General features: G+C 42.4%; 23 protein-coding genes. 9 read left to right on the plus strand and 14 right to left on the minus strand.

Going from position 1 to position 24,218, the window contains the following annotated elements; translation table 11 throughout:
- The first annotated feature begins 142 nt into the window (after positions 1-142).
- Positions 143-2,155 (plus strand): cache domain-containing protein, encoded by a 2,013-nt coding sequence (locus P8629_RS00820; RefSeq protein ID WP_278163556.1) that lies wholly within the window; start codon positions 143-145, stop codon positions 2,153-2,155.
- A 42-nt stretch (positions 2,156-2,197) separates the two neighbouring features.
- Here the strand turns inward: P8629_RS00820 and P8629_RS00825 are convergent, their stop codons facing one another.
- The 4 genes from P8629_RS00825 to P8629_RS00840 are packed head-to-tail and all read right to left on the minus strand — an operon-like array spanning position 2,198 to position 6,178.
- A complete protein-coding gene (locus tag P8629_RS00825; protein WP_278163557.1) occupies positions 2,198-3,088 on the minus strand; it encodes a metal ABC transporter permease in 891 nt (296 codons plus the stop codon).
- Positions 3,085-4,482: a metal ABC transporter permease gene (locus P8629_RS00830; RefSeq protein WP_278163559.1), complete on the minus strand. Its 1,398-nt coding sequence runs from the start codon at positions 4,480-4,482 to the stop codon at positions 3,085-3,087. Before P8629_RS00830 ends, P8629_RS00825 begins: the two co-directional genes overlap by 4 nt.
- The gene (locus tag P8629_RS00835) at positions 4,475-5,266 is read right to left on the minus strand and encodes a metal ABC transporter ATP-binding protein (RefSeq protein ID WP_278163562.1); all 792 of its coding nucleotides are present in this window, start codon (positions 5,264-5,266) and stop codon (positions 4,475-4,477) included. The genes P8629_RS00830 and P8629_RS00835 overlap by 8 nt, the downstream gene beginning before the upstream one ends.
- A gap of 9 nt (positions 5,267-5,275) precedes the next feature.
- Positions 5,276-6,178 (minus strand): metal ABC transporter solute-binding protein, Zn/Mn family, encoded by a 903-nt coding sequence (locus P8629_RS00840; protein ID WP_278163564.1) that lies wholly within the window; start codon positions 6,176-6,178, stop codon positions 5,276-5,278.
- Positions 6,179-6,396: 218 nt separating this feature from the next.
- Here P8629_RS00840 and P8629_RS00845 point away from each other — a divergent pair, with 218 nt between their 5' ends.
- The 5 genes from P8629_RS00845 to P8629_RS00865 all read left to right on the plus strand — a co-directional run bounded on the left by P8629_RS00845 (position 6,397) and on the right by P8629_RS00865 (position 12,007).
- On the plus strand, positions 6,397-6,783 hold the full coding sequence (locus P8629_RS00845; RefSeq protein WP_278163565.1) for a RidA family protein: 387 nt from the start codon (positions 6,397-6,399) through the stop codon (positions 6,781-6,783).
- A gap of 214 nt (positions 6,784-6,997) precedes the next feature.
- Positions 6,998-8,836, plus strand: a complete 1,839-nt coding sequence (gene amt, locus P8629_RS00850; RefSeq protein WP_278163567.1) for an ammonium transporter — start codon at positions 6,998-7,000, stop codon at positions 8,834-8,836.
- 105 nt (positions 8,837-8,941) lie between these two features.
- Positions 8,942-9,295 carry a putative quinol monooxygenase gene (locus P8629_RS00855; RefSeq protein WP_278163569.1) on the plus strand — a complete coding sequence of 118 codons (354 nt, stop codon included), beginning with the start codon at positions 8,942-8,944 and terminating at the stop codon, positions 9,293-9,295.
- An 89-nt stretch (positions 9,296-9,384) separates the two neighbouring features.
- Positions 9,385-11,457: an ATP-dependent DNA helicase RecG gene (recG, locus tag P8629_RS00860; protein ID WP_278163571.1), complete on the plus strand. Its 2,073-nt coding sequence runs from the start codon at positions 9,385-9,387 to the stop codon at positions 11,455-11,457.
- Positions 11,450-12,007 carry a chorismate--pyruvate lyase family protein gene (locus P8629_RS00865; RefSeq protein WP_278163573.1) on the plus strand — a complete coding sequence of 186 codons (558 nt, stop codon included), beginning with the start codon at positions 11,450-11,452 and terminating at the stop codon, positions 12,005-12,007. The genes recG and P8629_RS00865 overlap by 8 nt, the downstream gene beginning before the upstream one ends.
- On the opposite strand, the gene P8629_RS00870 is transcribed toward P8629_RS00865, so the two are convergent.
- Positions 12,004-12,708 carry a hypothetical protein gene (locus P8629_RS00870; RefSeq protein ID WP_278163575.1) on the minus strand — a complete coding sequence of 235 codons (705 nt, stop codon included), beginning with the start codon at positions 12,706-12,708 and terminating at the stop codon, positions 12,004-12,006. The two genes, P8629_RS00865 and P8629_RS00870, sit on opposite strands and share 4 nt — an antisense overlap.
- Positions 12,705-13,283, minus strand: coding sequence for an RNA polymerase sigma factor (locus tag P8629_RS00875; RefSeq protein WP_278163577.1), 579 nt, complete (start codon positions 13,281-13,283; stop codon positions 12,705-12,707). Before P8629_RS00875 ends, P8629_RS00870 begins: the two co-directional genes overlap by 4 nt.
- 211 nt (positions 13,284-13,494) lie before the next feature.
- On the opposite strand from P8629_RS00875, the gene P8629_RS00880 reads away from it, so the two are divergent.
- From P8629_RS00880 to P8629_RS00890, 3 genes are read left to right on the plus strand one after another with little or no spacing between them, the layout of a single operon-like run.
- Complete coding sequence (locus tag P8629_RS00880) at positions 13,495-13,950, plus strand: DsrE family protein (RefSeq protein WP_278163579.1); 456 nt, start codon at positions 13,495-13,497, stop codon at positions 13,948-13,950.
- A 25-nt stretch (positions 13,951-13,975) separates the two neighbouring features.
- Complete coding sequence (locus P8629_RS00885) at positions 13,976-14,464, plus strand: DsrE family protein (protein ID WP_278163581.1); 489 nt, start codon at positions 13,976-13,978, stop codon at positions 14,462-14,464.
- 53 nt (positions 14,465-14,517) lie between these two features.
- A complete protein-coding gene (locus P8629_RS00890) occupies positions 14,518-15,834 on the plus strand; it encodes a porin (protein ID WP_278163583.1) in 1,317 nt (438 codons plus the stop codon).
- Between the two features lie 128 nt (positions 15,835-15,962).
- Here the strand turns inward: P8629_RS00890 and P8629_RS00895 are convergent, their stop codons facing one another.
- From P8629_RS00895 to atpA, 8 genes are all read right to left on the minus strand, one after another.
- Complete coding sequence (locus tag P8629_RS00895) at positions 15,963-17,066, minus strand: hypothetical protein (protein ID WP_278163584.1); 1,104 nt, start codon at positions 17,064-17,066, stop codon at positions 15,963-15,965.
- Positions 17,067-17,272: 206 nt separating this feature from the next.
- Complete coding sequence (gene ubiA / locus P8629_RS00900) at positions 17,273-18,130, minus strand: 4-hydroxybenzoate octaprenyltransferase (RefSeq protein WP_278163586.1); 858 nt, start codon at positions 18,128-18,130, stop codon at positions 17,273-17,275.
- Positions 18,127-18,399, minus strand: a complete 273-nt coding sequence (locus P8629_RS00905) for a hypothetical protein (RefSeq protein ID WP_278163587.1) — start codon at positions 18,397-18,399, stop codon at positions 18,127-18,129. Before P8629_RS00905 ends, ubiA begins: the two co-directional genes overlap by 4 nt.
- Before the next feature lie 55 nt (positions 18,400-18,454).
- Positions 18,455-19,819 (minus strand): bifunctional UDP-N-acetylglucosamine diphosphorylase/glucosamine-1-phosphate N-acetyltransferase GlmU, encoded by a 1,365-nt coding sequence (glmU, locus tag P8629_RS00910; protein WP_278163589.1) that lies wholly within the window; start codon positions 19,817-19,819, stop codon positions 18,455-18,457.
- A gap of 122 nt (positions 19,820-19,941) precedes the next feature.
- A complete protein-coding gene (locus tag P8629_RS00915) occupies positions 19,942-20,376 on the minus strand; it encodes a F0F1 ATP synthase subunit epsilon (RefSeq protein ID WP_278163591.1) in 435 nt (144 codons plus the stop codon).
- 6 nt (positions 20,377-20,382) lie between these two features.
- The gene (atpD, locus tag P8629_RS00920; protein ID WP_278163745.1) at positions 20,383-21,765 is read right to left on the minus strand and encodes a F0F1 ATP synthase subunit beta; all 1,383 of its coding nucleotides are present in this window, start codon (positions 21,763-21,765) and stop codon (positions 20,383-20,385) included.
- A 29-nt stretch (positions 21,766-21,794) separates the two neighbouring features.
- The gene (atpG, locus tag P8629_RS00925) at positions 21,795-22,658 is read right to left on the minus strand and encodes a F0F1 ATP synthase subunit gamma (protein ID WP_278163593.1); all 864 of its coding nucleotides are present in this window, start codon (positions 22,656-22,658) and stop codon (positions 21,795-21,797) included.
- 13 nt (positions 22,659-22,671) lie between these two features.
- Entirely contained in the window at positions 22,672-24,213 is a 1,542-nt protein-coding gene (gene atpA, locus P8629_RS00930) for a F0F1 ATP synthase subunit alpha (RefSeq protein ID WP_278163595.1), read from the minus strand.
- Positions 24,214-24,218: the final 5 nt, after the last annotated feature.

Consider the following 24,218-nt stretch of genomic DNA (forward strand, 5'->3'; position numbering starts at 1 on the left):
TGTTTTTGCCCCTATAACCCTGATTTCTTTTAAAAACCTAACCATGGCATCCAAAATGCTTAAGTATCTTCTAATATGACTTAACCCTTAAAAAAAGGGGCGGCAATTTCCCCGAGACTTGAATATACATAGCGAAGATAAAATGGAATTAAATGCTTCACAAAACCTAAAACAATATACGCATTACTTACCGCAAGTGAAGCGCTACTTGGGAGAACTGGAACATCAAGACCTTTGGTGGACAACGGTTGCGATGGTTGGCAAGATTAATAATGAAAATATTGATCCTCAGCTGTTGGAATCGATTGTCGATACCCAAAAAGAATTTCAAAGTCTTCGTAACTTAATGATTGATGAACTTGTCAGTCGTTATCTCAACCGAGCGAACAGTGAAATCATTCTCAAGTCACAAGCCACCATCGATATTTTAATTCGTAATTTATTTGAGAGAACCGCCGACGTTGGTTTTCTCGCCACTGATGACGACTTGATTGACTATCTATCTCAAGCTGAAACCACAGAAGAAGATCAAGAATTTATTCATAGACGCATTGAAGAGTATGTCGCTAAGTACAGTGTTTATGATGACATTCTACTCCTTACCCCATCAGGGGATGTGAAAGCCAAGCTCAACCCAAATAACCCGGTGACCCGTAGCAACGACCCCATCATTAAAGAAGCCTTAATAACTAATGAGCCTTATTTGGAGGTCTATAGACCATCGGATTTATTTCCAAATAAACCCAATAGCTTGATTTATGCAAAACGCATTGAAGCGACTCAAAATGGAGAATCTAAGGTCGTGGGAGTGCTTTGTTTAAGCTTTGAGTTCGATGAAGAGATGGCGTCCATCTTTCCAAAGCTAAGCAGTGCTGAGGAAGGCTATGAAATTATGCTACAGGATGAGAAAGGGACTGTAATTGCCAGCAATACCCCTTCTCAACACCCACTAGGAAAAAAATTTCCGCCACCGAGCCAAATGCACACACCTCAAGGCAGCGATAAAGGATTAAATTACACCACACAAACCCATGGTTACCAAGGATTCAAAGGCCTCCCCTGGTTTTGTCATACCCATGCTTCTCACAATGTGGCTTTTTCTGGAAGCGAGTCCAGCGATGACTTAGGTGTGGTGATTGAAGAAGATTCCCCCATTTACCTTAAAGACTTAGATGAAACCAACTTAAAAGTGAGTACCTTGCTGCTCATTGTTATTCTAAACGGCAAAATCACCTCTTTAAAAAAGGATGTAAAATCTTTTTTACCGGTTTTAGACAGCTTTCAAGACATCAGTAAGGATATCCAAACCATTTTCAGTGATTTTATTCACCATATTCATACGGTCTTGGTCGAAACCATTCAAAATAAAGTCAGCTTCAGCGCGACTTTAGCGATTGAAATCATGGATCGAAATCTTTATGAACGTGCCAATGATAGTCGCTGGTGGGCACTCAACAGTACTTTTAGAAAAATTCTCAGCGATCATCAAGACAAAGCGCCCGTAGGGGAAGAAGAAACTGAAACCCTGACGGATATTCTGCAATATATCAATCAACTCTATACCGTCTACACTAATATCATGCTGTATGACCGCAAAGGAAAAATCATTGCGGTTTCCAATCCTGCAGAAGGTCACTTAGTCGATACGATTTTGCCTCAACCGCAAGACACCTCTTCTTGCTTATCCATACAAGACACACAAGACTATGTGGTGTCGAATTTCCATAAAACCGACCTGTATGATGGACGATACACCTATATTTACCACGCCGCTGTAAAACACTGGCACAGTGAACATAAAAATGTAGGTGGCATTGCGCTGGTGTTTGACAGCGAACCTGAATTTAAAGCTATGTTAGAGGACACCAAGCCGACTTATGTCAACAAAGAAGTAGATGAATCGACGTTCAACCTCTTCACGACAGCAGAAGGCGAAATTATTGCGACCACCTCAGAGCATTACCAAATTGGGGACATGATTGATCTACCAGATAAAGTCAAACACTGCCAGAATGGAGAGTCTGGTTCTACCAATTGGCATATTGGCGATCAACGCTTTATCTTGGGCTACAAAATGAGTGGTGGCTATCGTGAATATAAAAACGGCGATGGGTATGAAAACAATGTCCTATCCCTAGTCTTTACCGGTTTCTAGACACATACTCAGCATCCCTAAAAACGCCCAGGTCTGGACGTTTTAGTGAAAAGTGTCATCCAACACTGTCGCTTTAACTTTAATGCCGTGGCGTTGCTTTTGCCATTGCAACACCAATACCGTCACAATCAATAGCACGCCAGCCATCACAGCAATTGAAGCAGCAATAGAACTATCGAGCCATACCGCGAGTGCATACCCTAACAAAACAGCAGCTTGAGCATAACCCGCAGCAAACCATAACATTGACCTTAAGGAGCTCGCTAATAAATAAGCACTACTGGCTGGAATAACCAATAATGCGACAACTAAAATCGCCCCTACGGCATCAAATGAAGCAACCGTAGTTAAAGACACCATCGTCATTAATAGATAATGCCAAAAAGAGACACTCACGCCTAAAGAAAGGGCCAAAGCAGGGTGAAACGCTACCAACTTAAATCGTTCAAAAGCCAATAAAATTAAAATCAAATTCACTATAAAGACACCACCGATAATCCATAAGGCGCGAGGACCGAGGTCTTGCTCTCCCCAGATAATGGTATCAAACGGAACAAATGCGATTTCGCCATACAAAACGCACTCCTGATCTAAATCGACCTGCCCTGCGTAAATGGAAATTAAAATCACCCCCAGTGCAAAAAACCAAGTAAAAACAATACCGATACTGGCATCCGTTTGTAACTTACTGACACGATGTAGAGCATTGGAAAGCCATGCAGTCAGCAACCCTATCAAAGTCGCTCCAATCATCATTGCCACTACAGAGCGACTGCCAGCAATCAAATACGCCAACACAATCCCCAATAAAACCGAGTGACTAATCGCATCTCCCAGCAAACTCATACGACGCAACACCAAAAATACGCCAACCATAGAGCAACTAATTGCCACGAGACTGGCAGTTGCAAGAATCCATAAATCACTGATCATTTTGCCACCTCATCCTGAATAGGGTGATTACGGCTATCCGGAATTTTCCGGCCATGCGGATCTCGCAACGCTCCTTGCTGTGCTAAAGCTTGCTCTATTTGCAGCGTCTCTTCGTCGGTGAGCAAATGTTCAATCTGCTCTGCATAATGGTGCACCTTATTGACATCCATATCGAGTTGTTCGGTTAAATAACTCTCCCACAAACGATGTCGACGCGTTAAAGTCATCGCAGCAAACATTCCCATTTCAGTTAAACGCCAACCATCCGTGTCATGCGTTCGACTCAGTAAACCCTTTTGCTCTAAACGTTGTAATGTTTGTTTGAGTTTTCCGATCGCTATACCCCGCACAGCTAAGATAGCTTCCTCACCAAAAGCCAACCCTAAATCAATTGCAGAGTGTTCTTTCTTATCATTAACGGGATGACGTTCATTCAAAATATAAAAGGTTCTAAGTACATTTTCGTCACACACGTGACGTCGCAGCTGCCTTTGTTGAGCAAGGTTTGACAATAACCCTTTTCGGGGTGCAAATAAGAAAGAGATTACAAACAAAATAAACAACATTACTACCATCCAAGGCCCCGTTGGCATGGCAGGGGCCATGTAAGAAACATTGGCACTCAGCACCCCGCTGATTGCACCAATCCCCCCTGCCGTCATCAACATACCCGGTAAATTCTGATTCCAAAACCTAGCGGCCGCCACAGGTGTTAACAAGACTGCAGCCATCAATACCACCCCGACAATCTGCAACCCAATGACCACAGACATCACAATCAAAAGTGCCAACAAAACCTCATAAAAAGGAATATTGAGCCCAATTGATTTCGCATAGGAGCGGTTAAAAGCAATCAAACGAAATTTTTGAAAAAATAACGCGACCATAATCAAAACGATGATGGCGACAATAGACAATAAATAAATGTCGTGCGGCAACATTGCAGCGGCTTGGCCGAATAGAATTTTATCCAGGCCTGACTTTCCCGCTACTTCTAACCCTTGAATGTAAGACAACTCCATTAAGCCGAGTGCGAAGAAAAAAGATAAGGTAATCGCCATTGCCGCATCGGGCTTTATTTTGGTGTTCTTAGGTAACCAGTCCATCAAAAACAACCCAAGAAAACTACTCGATACCGCCCCTAAAAACATCAATATGGGGGTATTAGCATGAAATAAGATAAACGCGGTCATAACCCCCGGGAGTGCAGCATGAGCTAATGCATCGCCCATCAGAGAACGCTTTCTTAAAAAAGCGAACCCTCCAATAACCGAAGCACTGAGCCCTAACAATGCCGACCCAATGAGCACCCAAACAGCATTGGGATCATTCAACTGCCAAAACTCAACAAACAATGCCCAATAGGAAGGATTATAGGCTACAAAATCACCCATTATCATGCACCCGATCAATATTAGAGCGATAAAGCTTTTCGGTCATTTCATTCAATAAAGATAAACGTCCGCCATAGGTTTTATTCAAATTCTCAGGCGTCAATACTTCGTTGACAGGGCCTGCGGCAATCAAACGCGCATTGATCAATAACACCCAATCAAAATATTCACTCACTGTATTCAAGTCATGATGGACACATACAATGGTTTTGTTTTGAGTTTTTAACGTTTCAAACAATTCAACAATTGCCTTTTCAGTGGTGACATCAACGCCGGCAAAAGGCTCATCCATTAAGTAAAGGCTGGCTTTTTGCGCTAAAGCTCTCGCCAAAAATACACGCTGTTGTTGACCGCCAGAAAGCTGGTTGATTTGACGGCTTTTGAAATCCAACATACTCACCTGCTCTAAAGCCTGCTCTGCAATCAAAATATCTTGAGCAGAAGGCCGCTGCCAAAATTTGAGCTGCCCATGTCGTCCCATCAAAACGACATCCATCACATTGATTGGGAAATCCCAGTCAGATTCTTCTCTTTGAGGCACATAAGCAACGGCCAAACGTTTCTGATCAAGGGGCTGCCCAAAAAACTTTATGCTCCCACTCATCGTAGGTTCAAGCCCCATAATGCCTTTTAATAAAGTGGATTTTCCGGCCCCATTGGGGCCTACCACCGCTATAGTCTTTCCCTCTGGAATCTGAAAACTAACATCGGTCAGCACAGGCTTATACTGGTATCGCATGCTCAGTTGATCCACAATCAGTGGAGAGTTTTGAATCGCTTTCATCTAATATCCTTATCTCAATGCCCGAACAATGACATTCACATTATGTTTAACCATGCCAATATAGGTTCCTTCTGGCGTTCCAGACAAGCCCATCGCATCGGAGTATAACTCCCCACCAATCTTAAGTGGCCGTCCAACTTCATTCACGCCAGCAACTAAAGCCCCCAAAAACCGTTTGGGAACGCTGGACTCAACAAAAACGGCTTTTATTTTTCTCGCTAAAATAAGTTCTTTTAATGCTTTGATATCATGCAATCCGAATTCAGTCGCCGTACTGATGCCTTGTAATCCTCTCACTTCCATATCATAAGCCGTTCCAAAATAGCCAAAAGCATCATGCGCTGTAATCAACACTCGCTGCTGTTTCGGAATTTGGCTGACTTGTTGCTCCACCCAATCATCGAGTTTCGATAATTGTTTTAAATACTGTGCCGCATTGTGTCGGTAGATCGTTTCATTCTGAGGGTCGTGCTGAATCAATTTTTCCAACACAAGTTGACCTGCTGCATACCATAAGGCGACATCAAACCAGACATGCGGATCATGCGCTTTTCCGTAACGATGCAATTGCTGTTCATCAATATCCTGAGTCACGGCATAAACGGGTTTTCTGCGTGATAACTTTTCGAAAACATCCTGCATTTTGCCTTCTAAGTGTAATCCATTATAAAAAATAACATCTGCTTTCTGTAATCGCCTGAGATCGCCGTGTGTCGCCTTATATAAATGGGGATCAACACCAACTCCCATCAAGGCCGTCATCTCGACATTTTTTTGACCAATATTCAAGACCAAATCTCCGATCATACCAGTTGTCACCACCACATTTACGGGTTTGGCCACGACTGAAGATTGCCAACCGACTAAACACAACAACCCGATTAACGAACTTTTTTTCAAAAATGTAGACATAAAGACCATAATATTCCTAAAAAATAAACAACCCTAAGTAAAAAGTTAGCCAAGACTAATAATAAAAATTCTATCACAGTTAATTATTTGAAAACAGCGTACAAAACAACTAAATAATGAACAACATCCTTAAAAAGGATCCCGATTACAAAAAAGCCTTTTACTTTATTTATGATAAAATTCATGCCGAAAACGATTTAATGAAAAGGAAATTTCTCATGCGCGAAATCATTTCAACCGACAAAGCACCTGAGGCCATTGGCCCCTATTCTCAAGCAGTTAAAGTAGGCAGTACGGTTTATCTATCCGGACAAATTGCTCTTATTCCTGAAACAATGGAAGTGAAGGAAGGCGATATCTCAGAGCGAATTCACCAAGTATTCCACAATTTAACCGCTGTTTGCGAAGCAGCAGGCGGCTCTTTGCAAGATATTGTAAAGCTCAATATCTTCTTAACCGACTTAAGCCACTTCGCGACAGTGAATGACATTATGACGCAATATTTTCAGCAACCTTACCCTGCACGCGCGGCCGTAGGGGTCAAAGAACTACCCAAAGGGACTGATGTTGAAATGGATGGGATTTTAGAACTGTCTTCTTACTAACCCTCTTTATACTTCGCCTTAATCTATAAGGCGAAGTAACATTCTCCAATTGCACCCATACCATACAAAAAAGAATCACAATAGCGCAAAACTCATCTAATAAATCATATTATAGCTACTTAAAATTTCTTATCTCCAAGCTATATAAGCTTTTATTAATTTAGGCTCTTTTCTTGCTTATTAACTAAAAACATCGTAAAGAGAGCATCCGGCGATGAGCGATCAGTTAATTGATATTCTATGGGTTTTAATCAGTGCGGTTTTGGTAGCGCTTATGCAACCAGGGTTCACTGCGCTTGAAGCAGGCGCAACTCGAACCAAAAATTCCATCTCAACCGCCATCAAAAATGTCAGTGACTTTTTAATCGCTTTTATGATTTTTGTTGTCTTGGGGGCTAGCATCATGCTTGGCACCAGTCATCACGGGGTATTTGGCTGGAGTCCTGTTTTCTTTTATGAAAACTCTCTTTCGGAGCTGGTCCTCACCTTATTCCACGCTATGTTTGTCTCCACTGCTGTCACTATTATTTCAGGCTCAATCGCTGAAAGAACAAAATACACGTCTTATTTAATTATTGCAGTGATTGTCTCCTTGTTTATTTACCCTGTGCAGGCACATTGGATCTGGAATGCTGACGGCTGGCTGGCTCAACTCGGGTTTATAGATTTTGCCGGTTCAACGGTTGTGCACTCTGTCGGCGGCTGGGCAGCGCTGGCAGCCATATTAATCATTGGACCGCGTTTGGGCCGATTTGAAACCCAGAAAAACCCTTTTGAGCAGTCCAATTTAGCTTATAGCGCATTAGGCGTCTTTCTTATCTGGCTTGGCTGGATAGGATTTAACGGAGGAAGTGTTCTGGCGCTTAACTATGAGACAGGAAAAGTCATTCTGAACACCCTCATTGCAGGTGCGATTGGCGGTATAACCGGATTGATTGTCAGCCGTCTTTATACAGGCTACTATCAAGTTATTGACATCATCAATGGCATTTTAGCTGGCTTGGTCGCCATTACCGCTTCTGCCCATCTTGCCTCTCCTGGAGCAGCGATTTTGATAGGCATACTGGGCTATCTTGCCTATTTGGGCGGGAAAATATTATTGGTTAAATGGAAAATTGATGATGCGCTTGAAGCTGTACCTGTCCACCTTTTTGCTGGAGTTGCCGGTACACTGATGGTTTCTTTCTTGGTCGCAGAGGCTAATTTTTGGCAACAACTTAAAATTCAACTCCTCGGAATTATCGTCGTTGGACTACTCACCTTCTTGGTAACTTACAGTTTATTAAGTATTATTAATCGCCTTTACCCTTTGAGAGTCAGCGAATCAAAAGAGATACTGGGACTTAATATCAGTGAGCACCAAGCTTCAACCTCCATGTTTGATCTAGCACAAGCCATGAACAATCAAGCTCAAGAACAGGATTTTTCAAAAAAAATCATGGTGGAGCCCTATTCTGATGCCTCTTTAATCGCAACCTATTACAACCACGTCACCCAAGCATTTAATCAACTCAACGACGAAAAAGAAGCCTTAATTGAAGAAAGCTATCAAATGGCAAACTATGACCAGCTAACCGGGTTGGCAAAAAGGCGGTTACTGGTGAATGAATTGGGGCGTTCCATTTCTCGGCTTGAGAGGCACTCACAATCTAACGCGATTTTGTTTATTGATTTAGATGGCTTTAAGTCAATCAACGACCAATATGGGCATAATGCAGGTGATGCTGTACTAAAAGAAGCGGCCAACCGCATTCAAAAAATCATTCGAAAAACCGACCTAGCAGCCCGATTTGGCGGAGATGAATTTGTGGTCCTCTTGGAAAATATTCAAAATGAAAGCTTTGCCGCTCAGGTTGCCGACAAAATCATTAGCGCGATCCGACACCCCATCACGCTCACCGACCAATCAGAAGGGCAAGTGAGCGCTTCCATTGGCCTTAAAATATTTGACCAATCCAGCAGAAAACATCATGCTGATGACATTCTTAACCAGGCCGACAAAGCGATGTACGAAGCCAAACGACGCGGCAAAGGCCAATGGGTACTAGCCTAAAACCTTAGCAAGTAAGCTTTATACCCGATTCCTTTTTAAATTCCTCCAACCGCCTGAATGAATTTCGCTAAAATAAAGCCACCCCTTTATATCAAAGAGAAATTCATGTCTAAAAAAGTATACTGCCTCGCACAATTTCAACCTAAACCAGGTAAAGAGGCTGAATTATTTCAAATCTTGCAAAGCTTAGAACCCAACACCTTAAGGGAGGATGGGTGCTTACAGTATCGCGTGACTCGCCAAGTGCCAACCCCTTATGCAGATGGCAAAAGCTTTCCAATTGTCTTTAATGAAATCTGGTCAGATATCAACGCGTTTGAAGCTCACTGTCAGCGAGATGAAATCGTTAATTTCTTCAACACCTATTGCTTAGCAGAAACCGGGTTGGCGCAAGACTGGAATGTCTGCATTTACACGGATGAACCCCAAGGTTATGATGCGCCTAACGTATTAAAGTAACATCATACCTTCTTCCAAAAACAGCCAGGCCTGGCCATTTTTGGGCGGTTTACGAAACTTAACCCCATGACCAAGTCGGATCAAACGTTATGCTCGCACAACTCAAACTGACCACACTAAAAGGGGTTGGTGACAAACAGGTAGAAAAACTGAATCGCCTAGGGCTTTTTCACGTTCAAGATTTACTGTTTCACTTACCCTTGCGCTATCAAGACAAGACCAAACTGACTCCTATTAGTCAATTATTCATTGGTCAGGAAGCGCTGATTGAAGGGGAAATCATCGGCCAGCACATGACCCAAAGCCGTAACAGCAGTCTTATCGTGAAACTGGTTGATGGTTCAAACCGCCCTATTAGTTGCCGTTTTTTTCACTTTCATTACCGACAAGCACAACAGTTCAAACGCGGCCTTAAATTACGGGCTTATGGTGAAGTGCGCTCAGGGCCAAACGGATTGGAAATTGTGCATCCGACCTATCAATTGTTCAGCCCAGAAAATCCACCCCCTCTTGAAAACACCCTTACACCAATTTATCCCATTACAGAAGGATTGGGGCAGACGACTTTGCTCAAACTGATGCAACAAACGTTACTCCTGTTGAAACAATATCCGCTGGAAGAAGCTTTACCCCAAACGCTATTAGAAGAAATGAATATCCCACCGATCAATCAATCCTTGCGAACTTTGCATGAACCCCAGCCGGAAGACGACTTGTCACAGATTCAGCGATTTGAACACCCGGCACAGCGACGATTGATTTTTGAAGAATTGATAACTCATCAATTGAGTTTACAGCTTTTACGTCAACACGATAAACAGCGAATGGCGCCCAAAGTTCCTATTAGTGAGACTGTTTCGCATTTATTAAAAAGCCTTCCTTTTAAACTCACTGGCGCACAGAATCGTGTCTTAAATGAAATCCAGCAGGATTTTAGCCAACCTCACCCCATGCAACGCTTAGTGCAAGGGGATGTCGGATCCGGTAAAACCATTATCGCTGCTTTAGCTGCCTTGCAAGTAGCAGATGCCGGTTATCAAGTTGCTATTATGGCACCGACTGAGATTTTGGCGGAACAACATAAAAACCATTTTCTTGAATGGCTGGAACCTCTTAATATATCCGTTGCTTGGCTAAATGGTCAAATGAAGGCTGCCGAAAAACGGGATATGCTCCAAAAAACAGCATCTGGCAAAGCAAAAGTCATTATTGGTACCCATGCGCTTTTTCAAGACAGTGTTACCTTGCATCATTTAGGTCTTGTGATTATTGATGAGCAACATCGATTTGGCGTACACCAGCGACTGGCTCTACATGACAAAGGAATGCAAAATGAAAGCCATCCTCACCAGCTCATTATGACAGCGACCCCCATTCCCAGAACCTTGGCAATGACCGCTTATGGCGATTTAGATCTATCCATTATTGATGAACTTCCACCGGGCAGACAACCGATTGAAACCGCTGTTTTAAACAACAGCAAACGCTTTGATGTCATGACGCACTTATATGCACAATGCAAACAAGGCGTGCAAGCTTACTGGGTTTGTCCTTTAATCGAGGAATCAGAGCTACTTCATGCACAAGCCGCTGAAGTGACCGCACAGCAGTTCATGGATCATTGGCCGGATTTACGCGTTGGATTGATTCATGGTCGTCTCAAAGCGGATGAAAAAACAGAACGCATGCGAGCCTTTAAAAACCATGATCTGGATCTATTGGTGGCAACCACAGTGATCGAAGTGGGTGTTAATGTCCCAAATGCAAGCTTGATGATTATCGAAAATGCCGAGCGCCTTGGGCTAGCTCAATTGCATCAATTACGTGGACGCGTTGGTCGAGGCAGCAAAAAAAGTCATTGCGTCTTACTTTACCAAGCCCCCTTGGGCGAAACCAGTAAAGCACGCCTTAACATCATGCGAGAATCTAATGACGGTTTTAAAATTGCGGAAGAAGATTTAAAAATTCGCGGCCCAGGTGAAATATTGGGCACTCGACAAACAGGCGGATTACATTTTAGAATTGCAGATCTGAAACGCGATCAAGAAATGATTCCAGTGATTAAACACTGTGCCGAAACCTTAGCCAAAGAGCACCCAGAAGTGGCAGATGCCTTAAATGAACGTTGGGTTGGAGAAAAAATGGATTATAAGCATGCCTAAACACGCCATTACACGCGTTACGCTCAGACAAGAACCTCACTGGTATCCCACCGGATTGATTGACCGCTTAAAGGGCCCGAAACAATTGCATAACTGGTTATTGGACACGGGTTCTTTGACAGCAAAAATTCGATTAGGCTGCCCAGATATGGAAGTGAATATTCTGTCAGAAACCTATGAAAAACCTCTGGTGTCAGAGGCGCAGCAACTCAACATCCCACTGTCACAAAAAGCATGGATTCGATGCGTCTTCTTAACTTGCGATGGGCAACCGATCGTCTATGCCAGAACCGTGATACCTTATTGGCAAACAGGCAACCCATGGTATGCACTTAAACATTTGGGGAACCGTCCTCTCGGCGAGATCTTATTCCAACTCCCCGGTTTAAAACGTACCCCTTTTCAGGTAACCCAAACTCACGCAACCAACTGGCCACATATCGACTTACCATCTTCAGAACAAATTAAAACTTTTGCCAGAAAATCGGTCTTCATTCAAAACAAATATCCACTTTTATTGACAGAAGCTTTCATAGATAGCGCCTCTTAAAATTTATAGTAACCCCACCCTTTTTGCATTTTATTCACAATTTCATCAAGCGCAGCTCTATCGGTTTCAACCCCTTTAATCATAGTTAAAGGCTTGCCTTCATCTGCACGGCGTTTCAAGGCTCTTTGACAGGCAATCAACTTCAAATTATCGTACTGGGCTAATAAATTCACAATGGCTTCACGACTTGGATTTCCCTCTTCGAAAAGCTCGATACCATGATCGTTAGCAACTATCTCAATTTGCATTTTAGGCGCCCCGACCTGTTTTGACTGGACACTTAACAAGGCACTGGCCTTCTGCAATACCGCCTGAGTTTTTGCTGGCTGATTAGAGTCGATATGCAACAACAGCTTCTGGGGGCTATTTGCAGCAATGAGCATGGAACTTGATGAAGATTGTGGCGATATCACGCCTTCAGAAGAAGCTAGAAATCCTAACCCAAACGCAGCCACAAATGACGCAGCAACCGCCCATCGTGCACTGAATGATTTAGATTCGAGCGGCTTTCTTTTCGGAATCGGAACTCTTTGGTAATGTTCTAGCATTTGCTGCTTAATTTTTCTCAACTCACATACTTCATCCTGCAACACTTTATCTTGTTGCAAAATCTGCTCAAAAGCTACGCGCTCGTCTCCAGTCAATTCACCATCAATATAGGCATGAATATCTGGATGAGCCGCTCTTTGGTCTTGATTCATTTTGAATTACTCTTTTTCAAATCCACAACATTATTGGCATAATGGGGAATAAATTTCTCACTCGTTATGAGCTTTTTCAACTTAGCACGACCTCGCGACAATCGACTCATAACCGTTCCTACTGGAACTTCTGATATTTCAGCAACTTCTTGGTAAGAGTACCCCTGCAAATCAACTAATACCATTACTTCTCGTTGATCAATTGGCAGACTACCGATGGCTGCATGGATGTTACGAACGTCCTGCTTTTGAATATAAAGCGTTTCGATTGATTCGGTTCGCAACTGCTCCTCATATTCATCCACATTCACCTGTTGCCAACGCGCACTTTTCCGACAATTATCATAAAACATGTTATGCATAATCTTACAAAGCCATCGATCGATATTTTCAAAACTTTCAACCTGATCCGCTTTTTGCAGCGATTTTAACATTGTATCCTGCACTAAATCTTGCGCAAGGGATTCATCCTGACTCCATGCATAAGCAATGCGATATAAGTTTGCATAATTCGATTCTAAAACCGCATTCAACTTGACTTGATTTGTTTTTAATTTAACCCAGCTACCAATCATAAAAAAATTCCTTTTTTTCATCATAGGCAAAAACATATTTAAAGACAACTCTATTTTCACTCATAAGAATATAACCATTTCATTAAATAAGATTCCGTTATTTGCCCATAGAAACAACCATCTCAAGAAGTTGGAATAAAGTTGGAATGTTTTACGTTATTAGGATGAGTACTTATTTAAATACTCACGAAATCGGAGGAATAAAATCGTGATGAATAAAAAAATACCCTTACTAATTTTAACCTGGATGATGTCGATGCTCGTTTCCTTGAACGTGCTTTCTGCTCAAGAACCAACATTACCGGACACTTTTGCGACACATAAAGTTGTATTACAAATCAGTGATCCGAACCCATTCAAGCAAACATTAGTTCTGAATGTGGCCAATAACCTGATGAAGCACTATGACGCTGGCGACTTAGATTTAGAAATCGTCGCATTTGGCCCTGGCTTAAGACTCATGCTTGAAGGAAACGTGAATACACCGCGCATCAAATCTTTGATGAACGCAGGGGTTCGATTCAGTGGATGCGCCAATACTCTGAATCATTATTCAAAAATATTAGGCAGCAAGCCAGCATTAGTAGAGGGTGTAAATGTCGTACCAGCCGGCGCAGCACGTATCTTACAGCTCAACGCTGCAGGCTACCAAATCTTAAAACCTTAATTGGTACCGTCTTAGGAGAAACATCATGAGCATTCAAAAATTACTTTCTACAGTTTTGGCAAGTGCAGTTTTGCTATTGGGTTTGACACAGGTTAGCCAAGCGGCAAATGACTATGGCCAACAAAAGGTGGTTTATCACATCAATTATGATGATGCTAAAAAGCAGTCAAGCACCTTACGAAACATTCAAAACCATATCAATGCGGTTGGCTCTAAAAATTTAGATATCCGTGTCGTCATGCATGGTAATGGACTGTCTTTGGTTTTAAATGAAGATGCGTTGACAAACGTCCCTAAGTTTAAAGCGGCTAATGCCTCAGTCACAATGCAGCAAAAAATCGACAACCTGAAAATGCAAGGCGTGATGTTCAATGTTTGTGCAAATACCGTTAAGGGCCGTAAAGTGAATATCAATCGAGATTTATATGATGTCGATCAAAAAGATATCGTCGCCAGCGGCGTCGCAGAACTGGCTCATTTACAGCAACAAGGATTCGTTTACCTAAGACCGTAATCTTAAGTTCCGGACTAACACGAAACTCATTAAAAATATAAGAGACGTTATTTATGAAAAAACAATTTTTAATCAAATTACTTCCCGCTGCAATCATTGCAGCAAGCATGGCAACGCCTGCACAAGCCGCCAACTGGTTAATGCTACAAGGAACTGAAGCAGACCACCAAGCGCCTAGAGCGAAAGTGTGGGGCTTCATACAAGCCGAATATCAACAAACGGACGACACCAAACTGACTGCAGGGCCTGCCAGTGGGCAAAGTGCGGCCTTTAACTTGGTTAAACCTCAGAATACTTCTGCCAACAGCTTTAACATTCGCCGAGCAAGAATTGGGGTTCGTGGTGCCAACTTACCACTCGACAATAAGGTGAATTATTTCTTACTGGCTGAGTTCGGGAACAATGGTATTACCACAGGGCAAAACGCTTCGAAGGGTCAATTAACCGATGCCAGTATTACCTTAAATCATATCCCTGGCGCTCGTATTCGTGTAGGTCAGTTTAAAACACCCGGTTCTGAAGAAGGGTTTCAGGGCATCGCGGTCTTTAACTACATTAACTTTACCAATATGACTGACCGGTTATTATTGGAGCGCCATTTCGACACATCAACCTCCTCTACAGGGCGTAATGGACCTGTTGGCGCGTTTCGTGACCAAGGGATCGAAGTGTTTGATTCGTTCAAACACAACGGCTGGGATACCAGTTATGCTGTCATGATCGGGAATGGTAATGGACTGGGGCGCATTGATAATAATGATGCCAAAGATACTTATCTTTATTTATCAACAGAAATGGATATCGCCGGTGGTAAAAAAGGTCGTAAAAACGGACTGAAATTCTATGTCTGGAATCAAGATGGTAAGCGTACCATTGATGGCGTTGAGAAAAACCGCACGCGTTCAGGATTAGGGACGACCTTCTTAAACAGTAAATACCGTTTCGCCGCAGAATATGTGCAAGCTGACGGCATGATTTTTGGTGGAACCAAAGGCGCTGGTGCACCAGGCGGTGAATATAATAACGGGAACCCTGTGACCTTTAACGTCTTTACAGACCAGAAAGCGAATGGTTACTACCTAGACTTTGGGTATCGCATCATTCCTCAATTGGAACTTAACGTACGTTATGATGCTTTAGACAGCGCGACTGAAAACGATGCTGCTAGTGGAACTGGAGCAGATAAGTATCGTGAATTCAGAACCACAACGCTGGGTGCTCAATATTTCGTCAATAAAAAGACCGTGCTGAGAGCGAACTATGAAATTCGCGATATCAAAGCACCAAAAGCAGCGGCAGGTGCTCCGGTACATGATATTTTAAAAAGTGTCGACAACCGCATCGCACTGCAACTGTCTATTCTTTACTAACAATATAACCTCTTGATTCAAGCTCTTACTCTAAAAGTTATTGAGTAGAGCTTGATCTCTCTGAATACTTTTTTCGTTGCTTTTCTAAAGTGAATTACCTGCTATAAATTTTTTATAGCAGGGTTTTTTTACCTCACCTGCTTACTGTCGTCGTAAAATTGCGCTTCCAACATAAATAAAATGCTCGGATCAGCTGTCTGAAAATTCGCATCTTCTCTAAAATCGACTCTAGGTTCGATTTCAAAATATAACCATTTTTTATAAATTCGTTCTCGCCAGTTAACCCCTGTATGATAAGCGGTTAGATGAAACCCCGGCGATCGCGTATTCCAATTCCAGTTCCACCCCAAATGATAAGCTACCCCTCGATGCACATTAACACGATCAAAGAAAATAAAGTTGTGTGATAAATCATAATATTGCTCTTTATCCCACCAAGTGCCATTGGTTTCAGAGCGTAACAAATAACGGTTATTAACTTGGTAATCGAATGTTTGTCTTGAGTGCAATCCCACTCCATCATAATTCTCCCAAAACAAGTCCTGATACATTCGACTATACCACTTCTTACTTAACTTCCATTTGTATGTTCCTTTAACTCTGACATAAGGGTCTGGCTCAATAATATTGCGAAAATTCAGACCAAAATCAAAATAAGATTCTGTAAAGTCTTTTGCGTCTAATAGAAAACGAAACCCTACCGCGGTTGACCCATCTTGATTGGTTGAGGTTGCAGACGTGTTATTATTTATCGCACTGGATGAGGCTCCTTGATCTTCGTTGGCGAGTTCTTGTAGCGTGTCTTCGGCAGAAGAAACCATTAAATGCCAGCGTTTATTGGTCCGCGGTAAAGCGATTTTCGCCCTAAATTTCACTTGAGTATCAATGCCGCCATCGGCATGAAATCGAATGGGCGTCATAATATCAAGCCGGCTGCCCCGAGTTCGGTCGAAAGATTCTTCTGTTCCAAAGAAATCATCGGCATTTTCACCGAAATCATCCACATAAGTCCCTAACCAATCATGCATGGTATCAAGATAATTTAAAGTCGAATTAATGAGAGGACTTTTGCTTCCTTCTAGAAAATAATCCTTTTCATCCCCTGCTGCGTTCACAGAATCAGAAGCTTTTTCTTTAGAGCTGGTCGTGGATTTGGAGGGTGTCTCAGGTTGTGCCGCGTTGGTTGGAGTCGTCTCAGAAAATGACGAAGAGGAATATAATAAGGCGGCCATTATCCATGAAAATGTCTTTAAAGTCGTTTGCAAAAGATTGCCTCTGCTATCTCATCAAACCTTACTTAAGTAGCTCTTTTTAATACTGAACTCTACTTATTTGGTAAGGGCCTTTGTTATATTAAGTGATTCAATATCACTCTACAAGCAGAACTGAATTAAGCGCATTATTATCGTGTTTGTTTTAAACACTTTTACATAAATCTTTACAGTGTATCAAGCATGATCCCAACCAGAATCACCAACCCAACCCAATGATTATTCAAAAAAGCTTTAAACGCTTTTTGCGTCTGATTAAAGCTTAGCAAGTATTGATGATACAGGAATAGCATCGCTGCAATTAAAACTGATCCATAATACAGCCATGATAAATCAAACAAATTTCCAATCCAGATAAAACCTAGCAACATCAAGAACTGAAATAGGCCAATGATTGCCCTAACATGCTGACCGAATAAAATCGCTGTCGATTTAATGCCCAGTTTTAAGTCATCTTCTTTATCAGCAATCGCATAGGCAGTATCATACACAAGCGCCCAAATTAAAGTCACCGCAAAAACCACCCAGGCCTGCCATGGCACGTCATTTTGAATCGCGGCAAAAGCCATCGGAATTGCCCAGGCAAAAGCCGCACCTAAAAAAGCTTGTGGCCAAAACGTATGACGCTTCATAAAAGGATAGAGCACAGCCAGCAGCACCGCGCCGAAAGATAAGAAAATCGTAAAAGGATTGAGAAACAAAACCAGTCCAAAGGCCAGCAAACACAGTAACAAAAAGAATTTTAATGCTTGGCGTTCGGTCAGTAGGCCGGTTGCTAAAGGGCGAGTACAAGTTCTAGAAACATAGCCATCAAAATGACGATCCGCATAATCGTTAATGACACAGCCTGCTGAGCGCATAATAACAGCCCCCAGCACAAAGATAATCAAAATAGAAATAGGCGGCATACCATCCGCTGCCAACCATAATGCCCATAACGCAGGCCATAAAACTAAATAAATCCCAATCGGTCGATCAAGACGAGTAAGCTGAAGATAAGCTTTGAACTGCGCTTTGTGAATCATTCTTCAGAAATCTCAGCGACAATCTGATCAATAAGAGGTTTTGCGGCTGGATTCATCTCAAGATAAGCTTCCAACTGGCCTTGGTTATCGGAATAATGAAGCCAGACCTTGGCCATCTTGTCATCAATCTCTTTTTGCCAATGCATAACATAAGCCCATCCAATAAACTGACTTTGCCCGCCTTCTTGGGAAACCATTTCCCATTCATGACGCTGCATTTGTTTTTGAAATGGTTCAGCTTGTGAGGGTGTAATCGTCAGATAAATCATACTGACCTCGTTTAACTATTATTTATATGCTAAAAAGTAACCAGGCCTGGCTGTTTTACTTTTTGGTTGGTTTTTGCCAGCCTTTAACGGTTAACTGCTTACTGCGTGATAAGGTCAAGGTGCCTGCCGGTGCATTTTTAGTAATGGTCGACCCTGCCCCGATGGTTGCGCCCGCTTCGATGGCAACAGGGGCAACTAACTGCGAATCCGACCCAACAAAAACATTATCACCAATCACTGTCTGGTATTTATTGACCCCATCATAATTACACGTAATCGTCCCCGCGCCAATATTAACACCGGCACCCATTTGAGTATCGCCAATATAGGAGAGGTGATTGACCTTTGAACCTAGCCCAATTTGGGATTTTTTGGTTTCTACAAAATTCCCAATCTTAACGTCATTGCTCAAATCTGTCCCTGGACGAAGTCTTGCATAAGGGCCAATTTCGCAGTTATGACCAATTTTAGCGTCTTCAATATGCGAAAAAGGTTTTATGTCAGAGCCAGACTTGATAACAGCATTTTTAATTACGCAATTTGCACCAATAGAAACATGATCATCCAGTACGACAGTCCCTTCAAATATAACATTGGCATCAATAGTCACATCTTGCCCAACGGTTAAATCACCTCGAATATCAAGACGAGAAGCATCCAATAACGTTACGCCTTGCTCCATTAACTCTTCCGCTAATTGTGCTTGATACTGTCTTTCCAAAGACTGGAGCTGAGATTTATTATTGACCCCAAGTACTTCAATTTCTAAAGCCGGCTGAGTCGTATGGACTTCAAAACCTTCTTCTACACACATCGCGATAATATCGGTTAAATAATATTCGCCTTGTGCATTACTGTTTGATAACTGACTTAACCACTTTTGTAAATAATGACCTTTAACCGCCATCATCCCAGTATTAACTTCCTGAATAGCTTTTTGTTCATAAGAGGCATCTTTTTCTTCTACGATCGACTGTACAAGATGATGCTGATTACGAACAATACGACCATAACCGCTTGGATTTTCTAAATTAATCGTGAGCAACGCCAAAGGATGAACCTCATCCACTAAATTCAGTAAATCCGTTAGAGTGTTTTGCCGAGTTAAAGGAACATCCCCATAAAGAATTAAAACGGTATCGTCATCATCGTAATGCGGGTTTCCTTGAACCACTGCATGCCCGGTACCTAACTGTTCAAGTTGCTCAACATACTGAATACCTTCACTACCGATTACATCAACAACTTGCTCAGCACCATGTCCAATCACCGTGATAATCGCTTCATCGGTTAAATGCTGCGCTGTCGAGATCACGTGAGACAATAAAGGCTTCTGTGCTAAGGGTTGTAAAACTTTAGGCAGATTAGAACGCATACGCGTGCCTTTTCCTGCAGCTAAAATGATGACTTTTAAAGACATGTAGGGCTCCTAGAAAACCTTTAAAACAGCAAACAAATTTATCTTATTGTATAAAATAATTTTGGTAGCGGTTCTAAAAAAAAAGCACCCGAAGGTGCTTTTCTTTAATAGAAAAAATTGATTTAAGACAATCCTGTCTTGTGTAAACGATCACGTAGCTTCGTAATCGTCTGAATTTGCGCAACGGCTTCTGCTAATTCGATTTGAGCACGCGCAATATCTGTATCAGATTTTGCTTGCGCCATCGCCTCTTCAGCTTGACGTTTTGCTTCTTCAGCCGCAGCTTGATCCAGATCTTCTGCACGAATTGCCGTGTCCGCCAGAATCGTTACAACACTTGGTTGAACTTCTAGGACACCACTGTTGATAAAGAAACTATCTTCTTCATCACCACTGACAACGCGAACTTGACCAGGCTTTAACTGCGTTAACAACTGGGTATGTTTTGGCAGGATGCCGACTTCACCATCGGCAGCCTGTGCAAAGACCATATCCGCTTTACCAGAGAACAAAGATCCTTCAGCACTTACAATATCGACTTGCATTGAGACTGCCATAATCAATTAATCCTTATATTTCTTAGCTTTTTCAAGCACTTCATCGATATCACCGGCATACATAAATGCTTGCTCTGGGATATCATCAAGTTCACCTGAAATAATCATTTTGAAACCACGAAGAGTTTCTTTCAATGGGACATAACGTCCGTCTTCACCTGTGAAAACTTTTGCTACGAAATATGGTTGAGAGAAGAAACGCTGCATTTTACGTGCGCGAGCAACTAATGAACGGTCTTCTTCAGATAGCTCGTCCATCCCAAGGATAGCGATAATATCTTTCAACTCTTTATAACGCTGTAACGTTTCTTGAACACCACGAGCTGTGTCATAGTGCTCAGCACCAACGACCAATGGATCTAATTGACGAGAAGTTGAATCCAAAGGATCGATGGCAGGATAAATACCTGTTTCAGCGATCGAGCGGTTCAATACAACTGTCGCATCCAAGTGAGCAAATGTTGTTGCTGGTGCCGGATCCGTTAAGTCATCCGCTGGAACGTATACGGCCTGAATCGACGTAATCGAACCAGTTTTAGTTGACGTGATACGCTCTTGGATTTGACCCATTTCTTGAGACAAAGTTGGCTGATAACCTACTGCAGATGGCATACGACCTAACAATGCTGATACTTCTGTACCCGCAAGAGTATAACGGTAGATGTTATCTACGAAGAATAGGATATCACGACCTTCGTCACGGAAGTACTCAGCCATTGTAAGACCCGTCAAAGCAACACGTAAACGGTTACCTGGTGGCTCATTCATCTGACCATAAACAAGAGCAACTTTATCAAGTACTCCTGATTCTTCCATTTCATAATAGAAATCGTTCCCTTCACGAGTACGCTCACCTACACCAGCAAATACTGAGTAACCTGAGTGTTCAATCGCGATGTTACGGATCAACTCCATCATGTTTACGGTTTTACCAACACCGGCACCACCAAATAGACCAACTTTACCACCCTTAGCAAATGGGCAGATCAAATCGATAACTTTAACGCCTGTTTCCAATAATTCTTGAGAAGCTGCTAGCTCGTCAAATGCTGGAGCAGGGCGGTGAATTGTCATTTTTTCTTCTGATTCAACAGGACCCGCATTATCAATCGGATTCCCTAGAACATCAAAGATACGACCTAGTGTTGGTTTACCAACCGGAACTGAAATCGCTTCGCCCGTGTTAGAAACAGCCATGCCACGCTTTAAACCGTCAGATGATCCCATTGCGATTGCACGTACAACGTTATCACCAACTTGTTGTTGAACTTCTAAAGTAAGACCCAGTTCATCAACTTTTAACGCGTCATAGATTTTTGGTAAATCAGCACCTTTAAACTCGACGTCGATTACCGGGCCGATGATTTGTACTATTTTTCCGTTCATAATCTTTAACCTTTTATTGAAATACTTCAAACTTAAACAGCTGATGAACCAGCCACAATTTCAGAAAGTTCGGCTGTGATTGCAGCTTGTCGTGCCTTGTTATAAGACAGTTTGAGCTCATTAATCATCTCACCCGCATTATCAGTCGCATTCTTCATTGCAATCATTCGAGCACCTTGCTCACAGGCTGCGTTTTCTACAACAGCACCGTAAACAGTACTTTCAACATAGCGACGCATTAAAAGGTCTAATGCTGTTTTAGCATCAGGTTCATATAAATAATCCCAATGCGTTTCGCTTGCTTTTTCATCAGATTGCAAAGGAACAAGCTGCTTAATTGTCGGATCTTGTGTCATCGTGTTAACGAATTCATTTGAAGCAAGATGAACTTCATCTACTTCGCCTGCATCAAAACGATCTAGAACCACTTTGATGGTTCCCACTAAATCTTCAATATGAGGTGTATCACCCAGATCAGTTACTGTCGCAACAACATTCCCGCCGTAGCTTTTGAAAAATGTTTGTGCTTTGCTACCAACCAGTGCAAGTTCAACTTGTACACCTTGTTCCCGCCATCTTTTAAATAATGGCAATGCTTTGCGGAATAAGTTTGAATTTAAACCACCACATAAGCCTCGATCAGAAGAAACCATAATCAATGCAACACGTTTCACCGACTCTCTTACCTGAGTATAAGGATGCTTATATTCAGGGTGAGCACTTGAAACATGGTCAATTACTCTCTTCACTTTTTCGACATATGGGCGGGTAGCTTCCATGCGCGCTTGCGCTTTACGCATTTTGGAAGCCGCCACCATTTCCATGGCTTTGGTGATTTTCTTCGTATTTGTTACGGAGCTAATCTTAGCTTTAATCTCTTTACTACCGCCTGCCATGGCCTACCCCTTCTTAATAAACGCCGTTTGCTTTAAAAGCATCGATCATTGCTTTAACTTCTGAAATGATTTCATCATTCCAGTCACCTTTAGCATTAATCTTCGCCGCTAAATCAGCATTGTTAGAACCTAGATAGGCATGTAAAGCTGCTTCGAAATCTAGTACTTTTTCGACTTCAATGTCATCCAAGTAACCTTCGTTTGCAGCATATAAAGATACAGCCATCTCAGCGATAGTTAATGGCGTATACTGCTTCTGCTTCATTAGCTCAGTTACACGCTTACCACGCTCTAGCTGTGCTTTTGTTGCAGGATCAAGATCAGAAGCGAACTGAGCGAATGCCGCTAATTCACGATACTGAGCCAAATCTAGACGGATACCACCACCCAATTTCTTGATTGCTTTAGTCTGTGCAGAACCACCAACACGTGATACTGATAGACCCGCATTCACAGCAGGACGGATACCTTGAGAGAACAAACCTGTTTCAAGGAAGATCTGACCATCTGTAATCGAAATTACGTTAGTTGGTACGAATGCAGATACGTCACCCGCTTGTGTTTCAATAATTGGTAACGCAGTCAAAGAACCAGTTTTACCTTTTACTTCACCGTTAGTAAACTTCTCAACATAATCAGCGTTTACACGAGCAGCACGCTCAAGTAGACGTGAATGTAGATAGAATACATCACCAGGGAAAGCTTCACGTCCTGGTGGACGACGAAGTAGCAATGAAATTTGACGATACGCTTGAGCTTGTTTTGTTAAGTCATCATAGATGATCAACGCATCTTCACCACGGTCACGATAGTATTCACCCATCGCACAACCCGCATAGGCTGCCAAATATTGCAATGCAGCTGGATCTGAAGCATTTGCCGCAACGATAACTGTGTTATCCATCGCACCATATTCTTCAAGCTTACGAGCAACATTATTAACCGTAGAAGCTTTTTGACCCATTGCAACGTAAACACATTTCACACCAGTATTCTTTTGCGAAATAATTGCATCGATAGCAATAGCTGTTTTACCTGTCTGACGGTCACCGATGATCAACTCACGTTGTCCACGACCCACAGGAATCATTGAGTCAATTGACTTAATACCTGTCATCATTGGCTCATCTACTGATTGACGCTCGATTACACCCGGCGCGATACGCTCGATTGGTGAAGTGACCTTCGCGTCAATTGAACCTTTACCATCGATTGGACGACCTAAACCGTCAACAACACGACCATTCAGTTCAGGACCTACTGGTACTTCTAAAATACGACCGGTGCAAGTTACCTTGTCACCTTCAGAGATGTGCTCATATTCGCCAAGTACAACAACACCTACAGAATCACGCTCAAGGTTAAGCGCCATACCGAAAGTGGCTTCGTCGAATTGAACCATCTCACCATACATTACATCTGACACGCCATGAATAAGAGCGATACCGTCAGCGATACTGACAACCGTTCCTTCACTGCCAGACTCTGCAGCACCGTCAAACCCTTTAATACGGTCTTTAATTAGGTTGCTGATTTCAGAGGCATTCAATTGCATGTGTG

This window comes from Hydrogenovibrio sp. 3SP14C1 (genome assembly GCF_029625905.1).
Taxonomy (GTDB): Bacteria; Pseudomonadota; Gammaproteobacteria; order Thiomicrospirales; family Thiomicrospiraceae; genus Hydrogenovibrio.

Bases quoted from the DNA above. Each gene is read 5' to 3' on its own strand.
- P8629_RS00820 (WP_278163556.1), top strand. From the start codon at position 143: ATGGAATTAAATGCTTCACAAAACCTAAAACAATATACGCATTACTTA.
- P8629_RS00825 (WP_278163557.1), bottom strand. From the start codon at position 3,088: ATGATCAGTGATTTATGGATTCTTGCAACTGCCAGTCTCGTGGCAATT.
- P8629_RS00830 (WP_278163559.1), bottom strand. From the start codon at position 4,482: ATGGGTGATTTTGTAGCCTATAATCCTTCCTATTGGGCATTGTTTGTT.
- P8629_RS00835 (WP_278163562.1), bottom strand. From the start codon at position 5,266: ATGAAAGCGATTCAAAACTCTCCACTGATTGTGGATCAACTGAGCATG.
- P8629_RS00840 (WP_278163564.1), bottom strand. From the start codon at position 6,178: ATGTCTACATTTTTGAAAAAAAGTTCGTTAATCGGGTTGTTGTGTTTA.
- P8629_RS00845 (WP_278163565.1), top strand. From the start codon at position 6,397: ATGCGCGAAATCATTTCAACCGACAAAGCACCTGAGGCCATTGGCCCC.
- amt (WP_278163567.1), top strand. From the start codon at position 6,998: ATGAGCGATCAGTTAATTGATATTCTATGGGTTTTAATCAGTGCGGTT.
- P8629_RS00855 (WP_278163569.1), top strand. From the start codon at position 8,942: ATGTCTAAAAAAGTATACTGCCTCGCACAATTTCAACCTAAACCAGGT.
- recG (WP_278163571.1), top strand. From the start codon at position 9,385: ATGCTCGCACAACTCAAACTGACCACACTAAAAGGGGTTGGTGACAAA.
- P8629_RS00865 (WP_278163573.1), top strand. From the start codon at position 11,450: ATGCCTAAACACGCCATTACACGCGTTACGCTCAGACAAGAACCTCAC.
- P8629_RS00870 (WP_278163575.1), bottom strand. From the start codon at position 12,708: ATGAATCAAGACCAAAGAGCGGCTCATCCAGATATTCATGCCTATATT.
- P8629_RS00875 (WP_278163577.1), bottom strand. From the start codon at position 13,283: ATGATTGGTAGCTGGGTTAAATTAAAAACAAATCAAGTCAAGTTGAAT.
- P8629_RS00880 (WP_278163579.1), top strand. From the start codon at position 13,495: ATGAATAAAAAAATACCCTTACTAATTTTAACCTGGATGATGTCGATG.
- P8629_RS00885 (WP_278163581.1), top strand. From the start codon at position 13,976: ATGAGCATTCAAAAATTACTTTCTACAGTTTTGGCAAGTGCAGTTTTG.
- P8629_RS00890 (WP_278163583.1), top strand. From the start codon at position 14,518: ATGAAAAAACAATTTTTAATCAAATTACTTCCCGCTGCAATCATTGCA.
- P8629_RS00895 (WP_278163584.1), bottom strand. From the start codon at position 17,066: ATGGCCGCCTTATTATATTCCTCTTCGTCATTTTCTGAGACGACTCCA.
- ubiA (WP_278163586.1), bottom strand. From the start codon at position 18,130: ATGATTCACAAAGCGCAGTTCAAAGCTTATCTTCAGCTTACTCGTCTT.
- P8629_RS00905 (WP_278163587.1), bottom strand. From the start codon at position 18,399: ATGATTTATCTGACGATTACACCCTCACAAGCTGAACCATTTCAAAAA.
- glmU (WP_278163589.1), bottom strand. From the start codon at position 19,819: ATGTCTTTAAAAGTCATCATTTTAGCTGCAGGAAAAGGCACGCGTATG.
- P8629_RS00915 (WP_278163591.1), bottom strand. From the start codon at position 20,376: ATGGCAGTCTCAATGCAAGTCGATATTGTAAGTGCTGAAGGATCTTTG.
- atpG (WP_278163593.1), bottom strand. From the start codon at position 22,658: ATGGCAGGCGGTAGTAAAGAGATTAAAGCTAAGATTAGCTCCGTAACA.
- atpA (WP_278163595.1), bottom strand. From the start codon at position 24,213: ATGCAATTGAATGCCTCTGAAATCAGCAACCTAATTAAAGACCGTATT.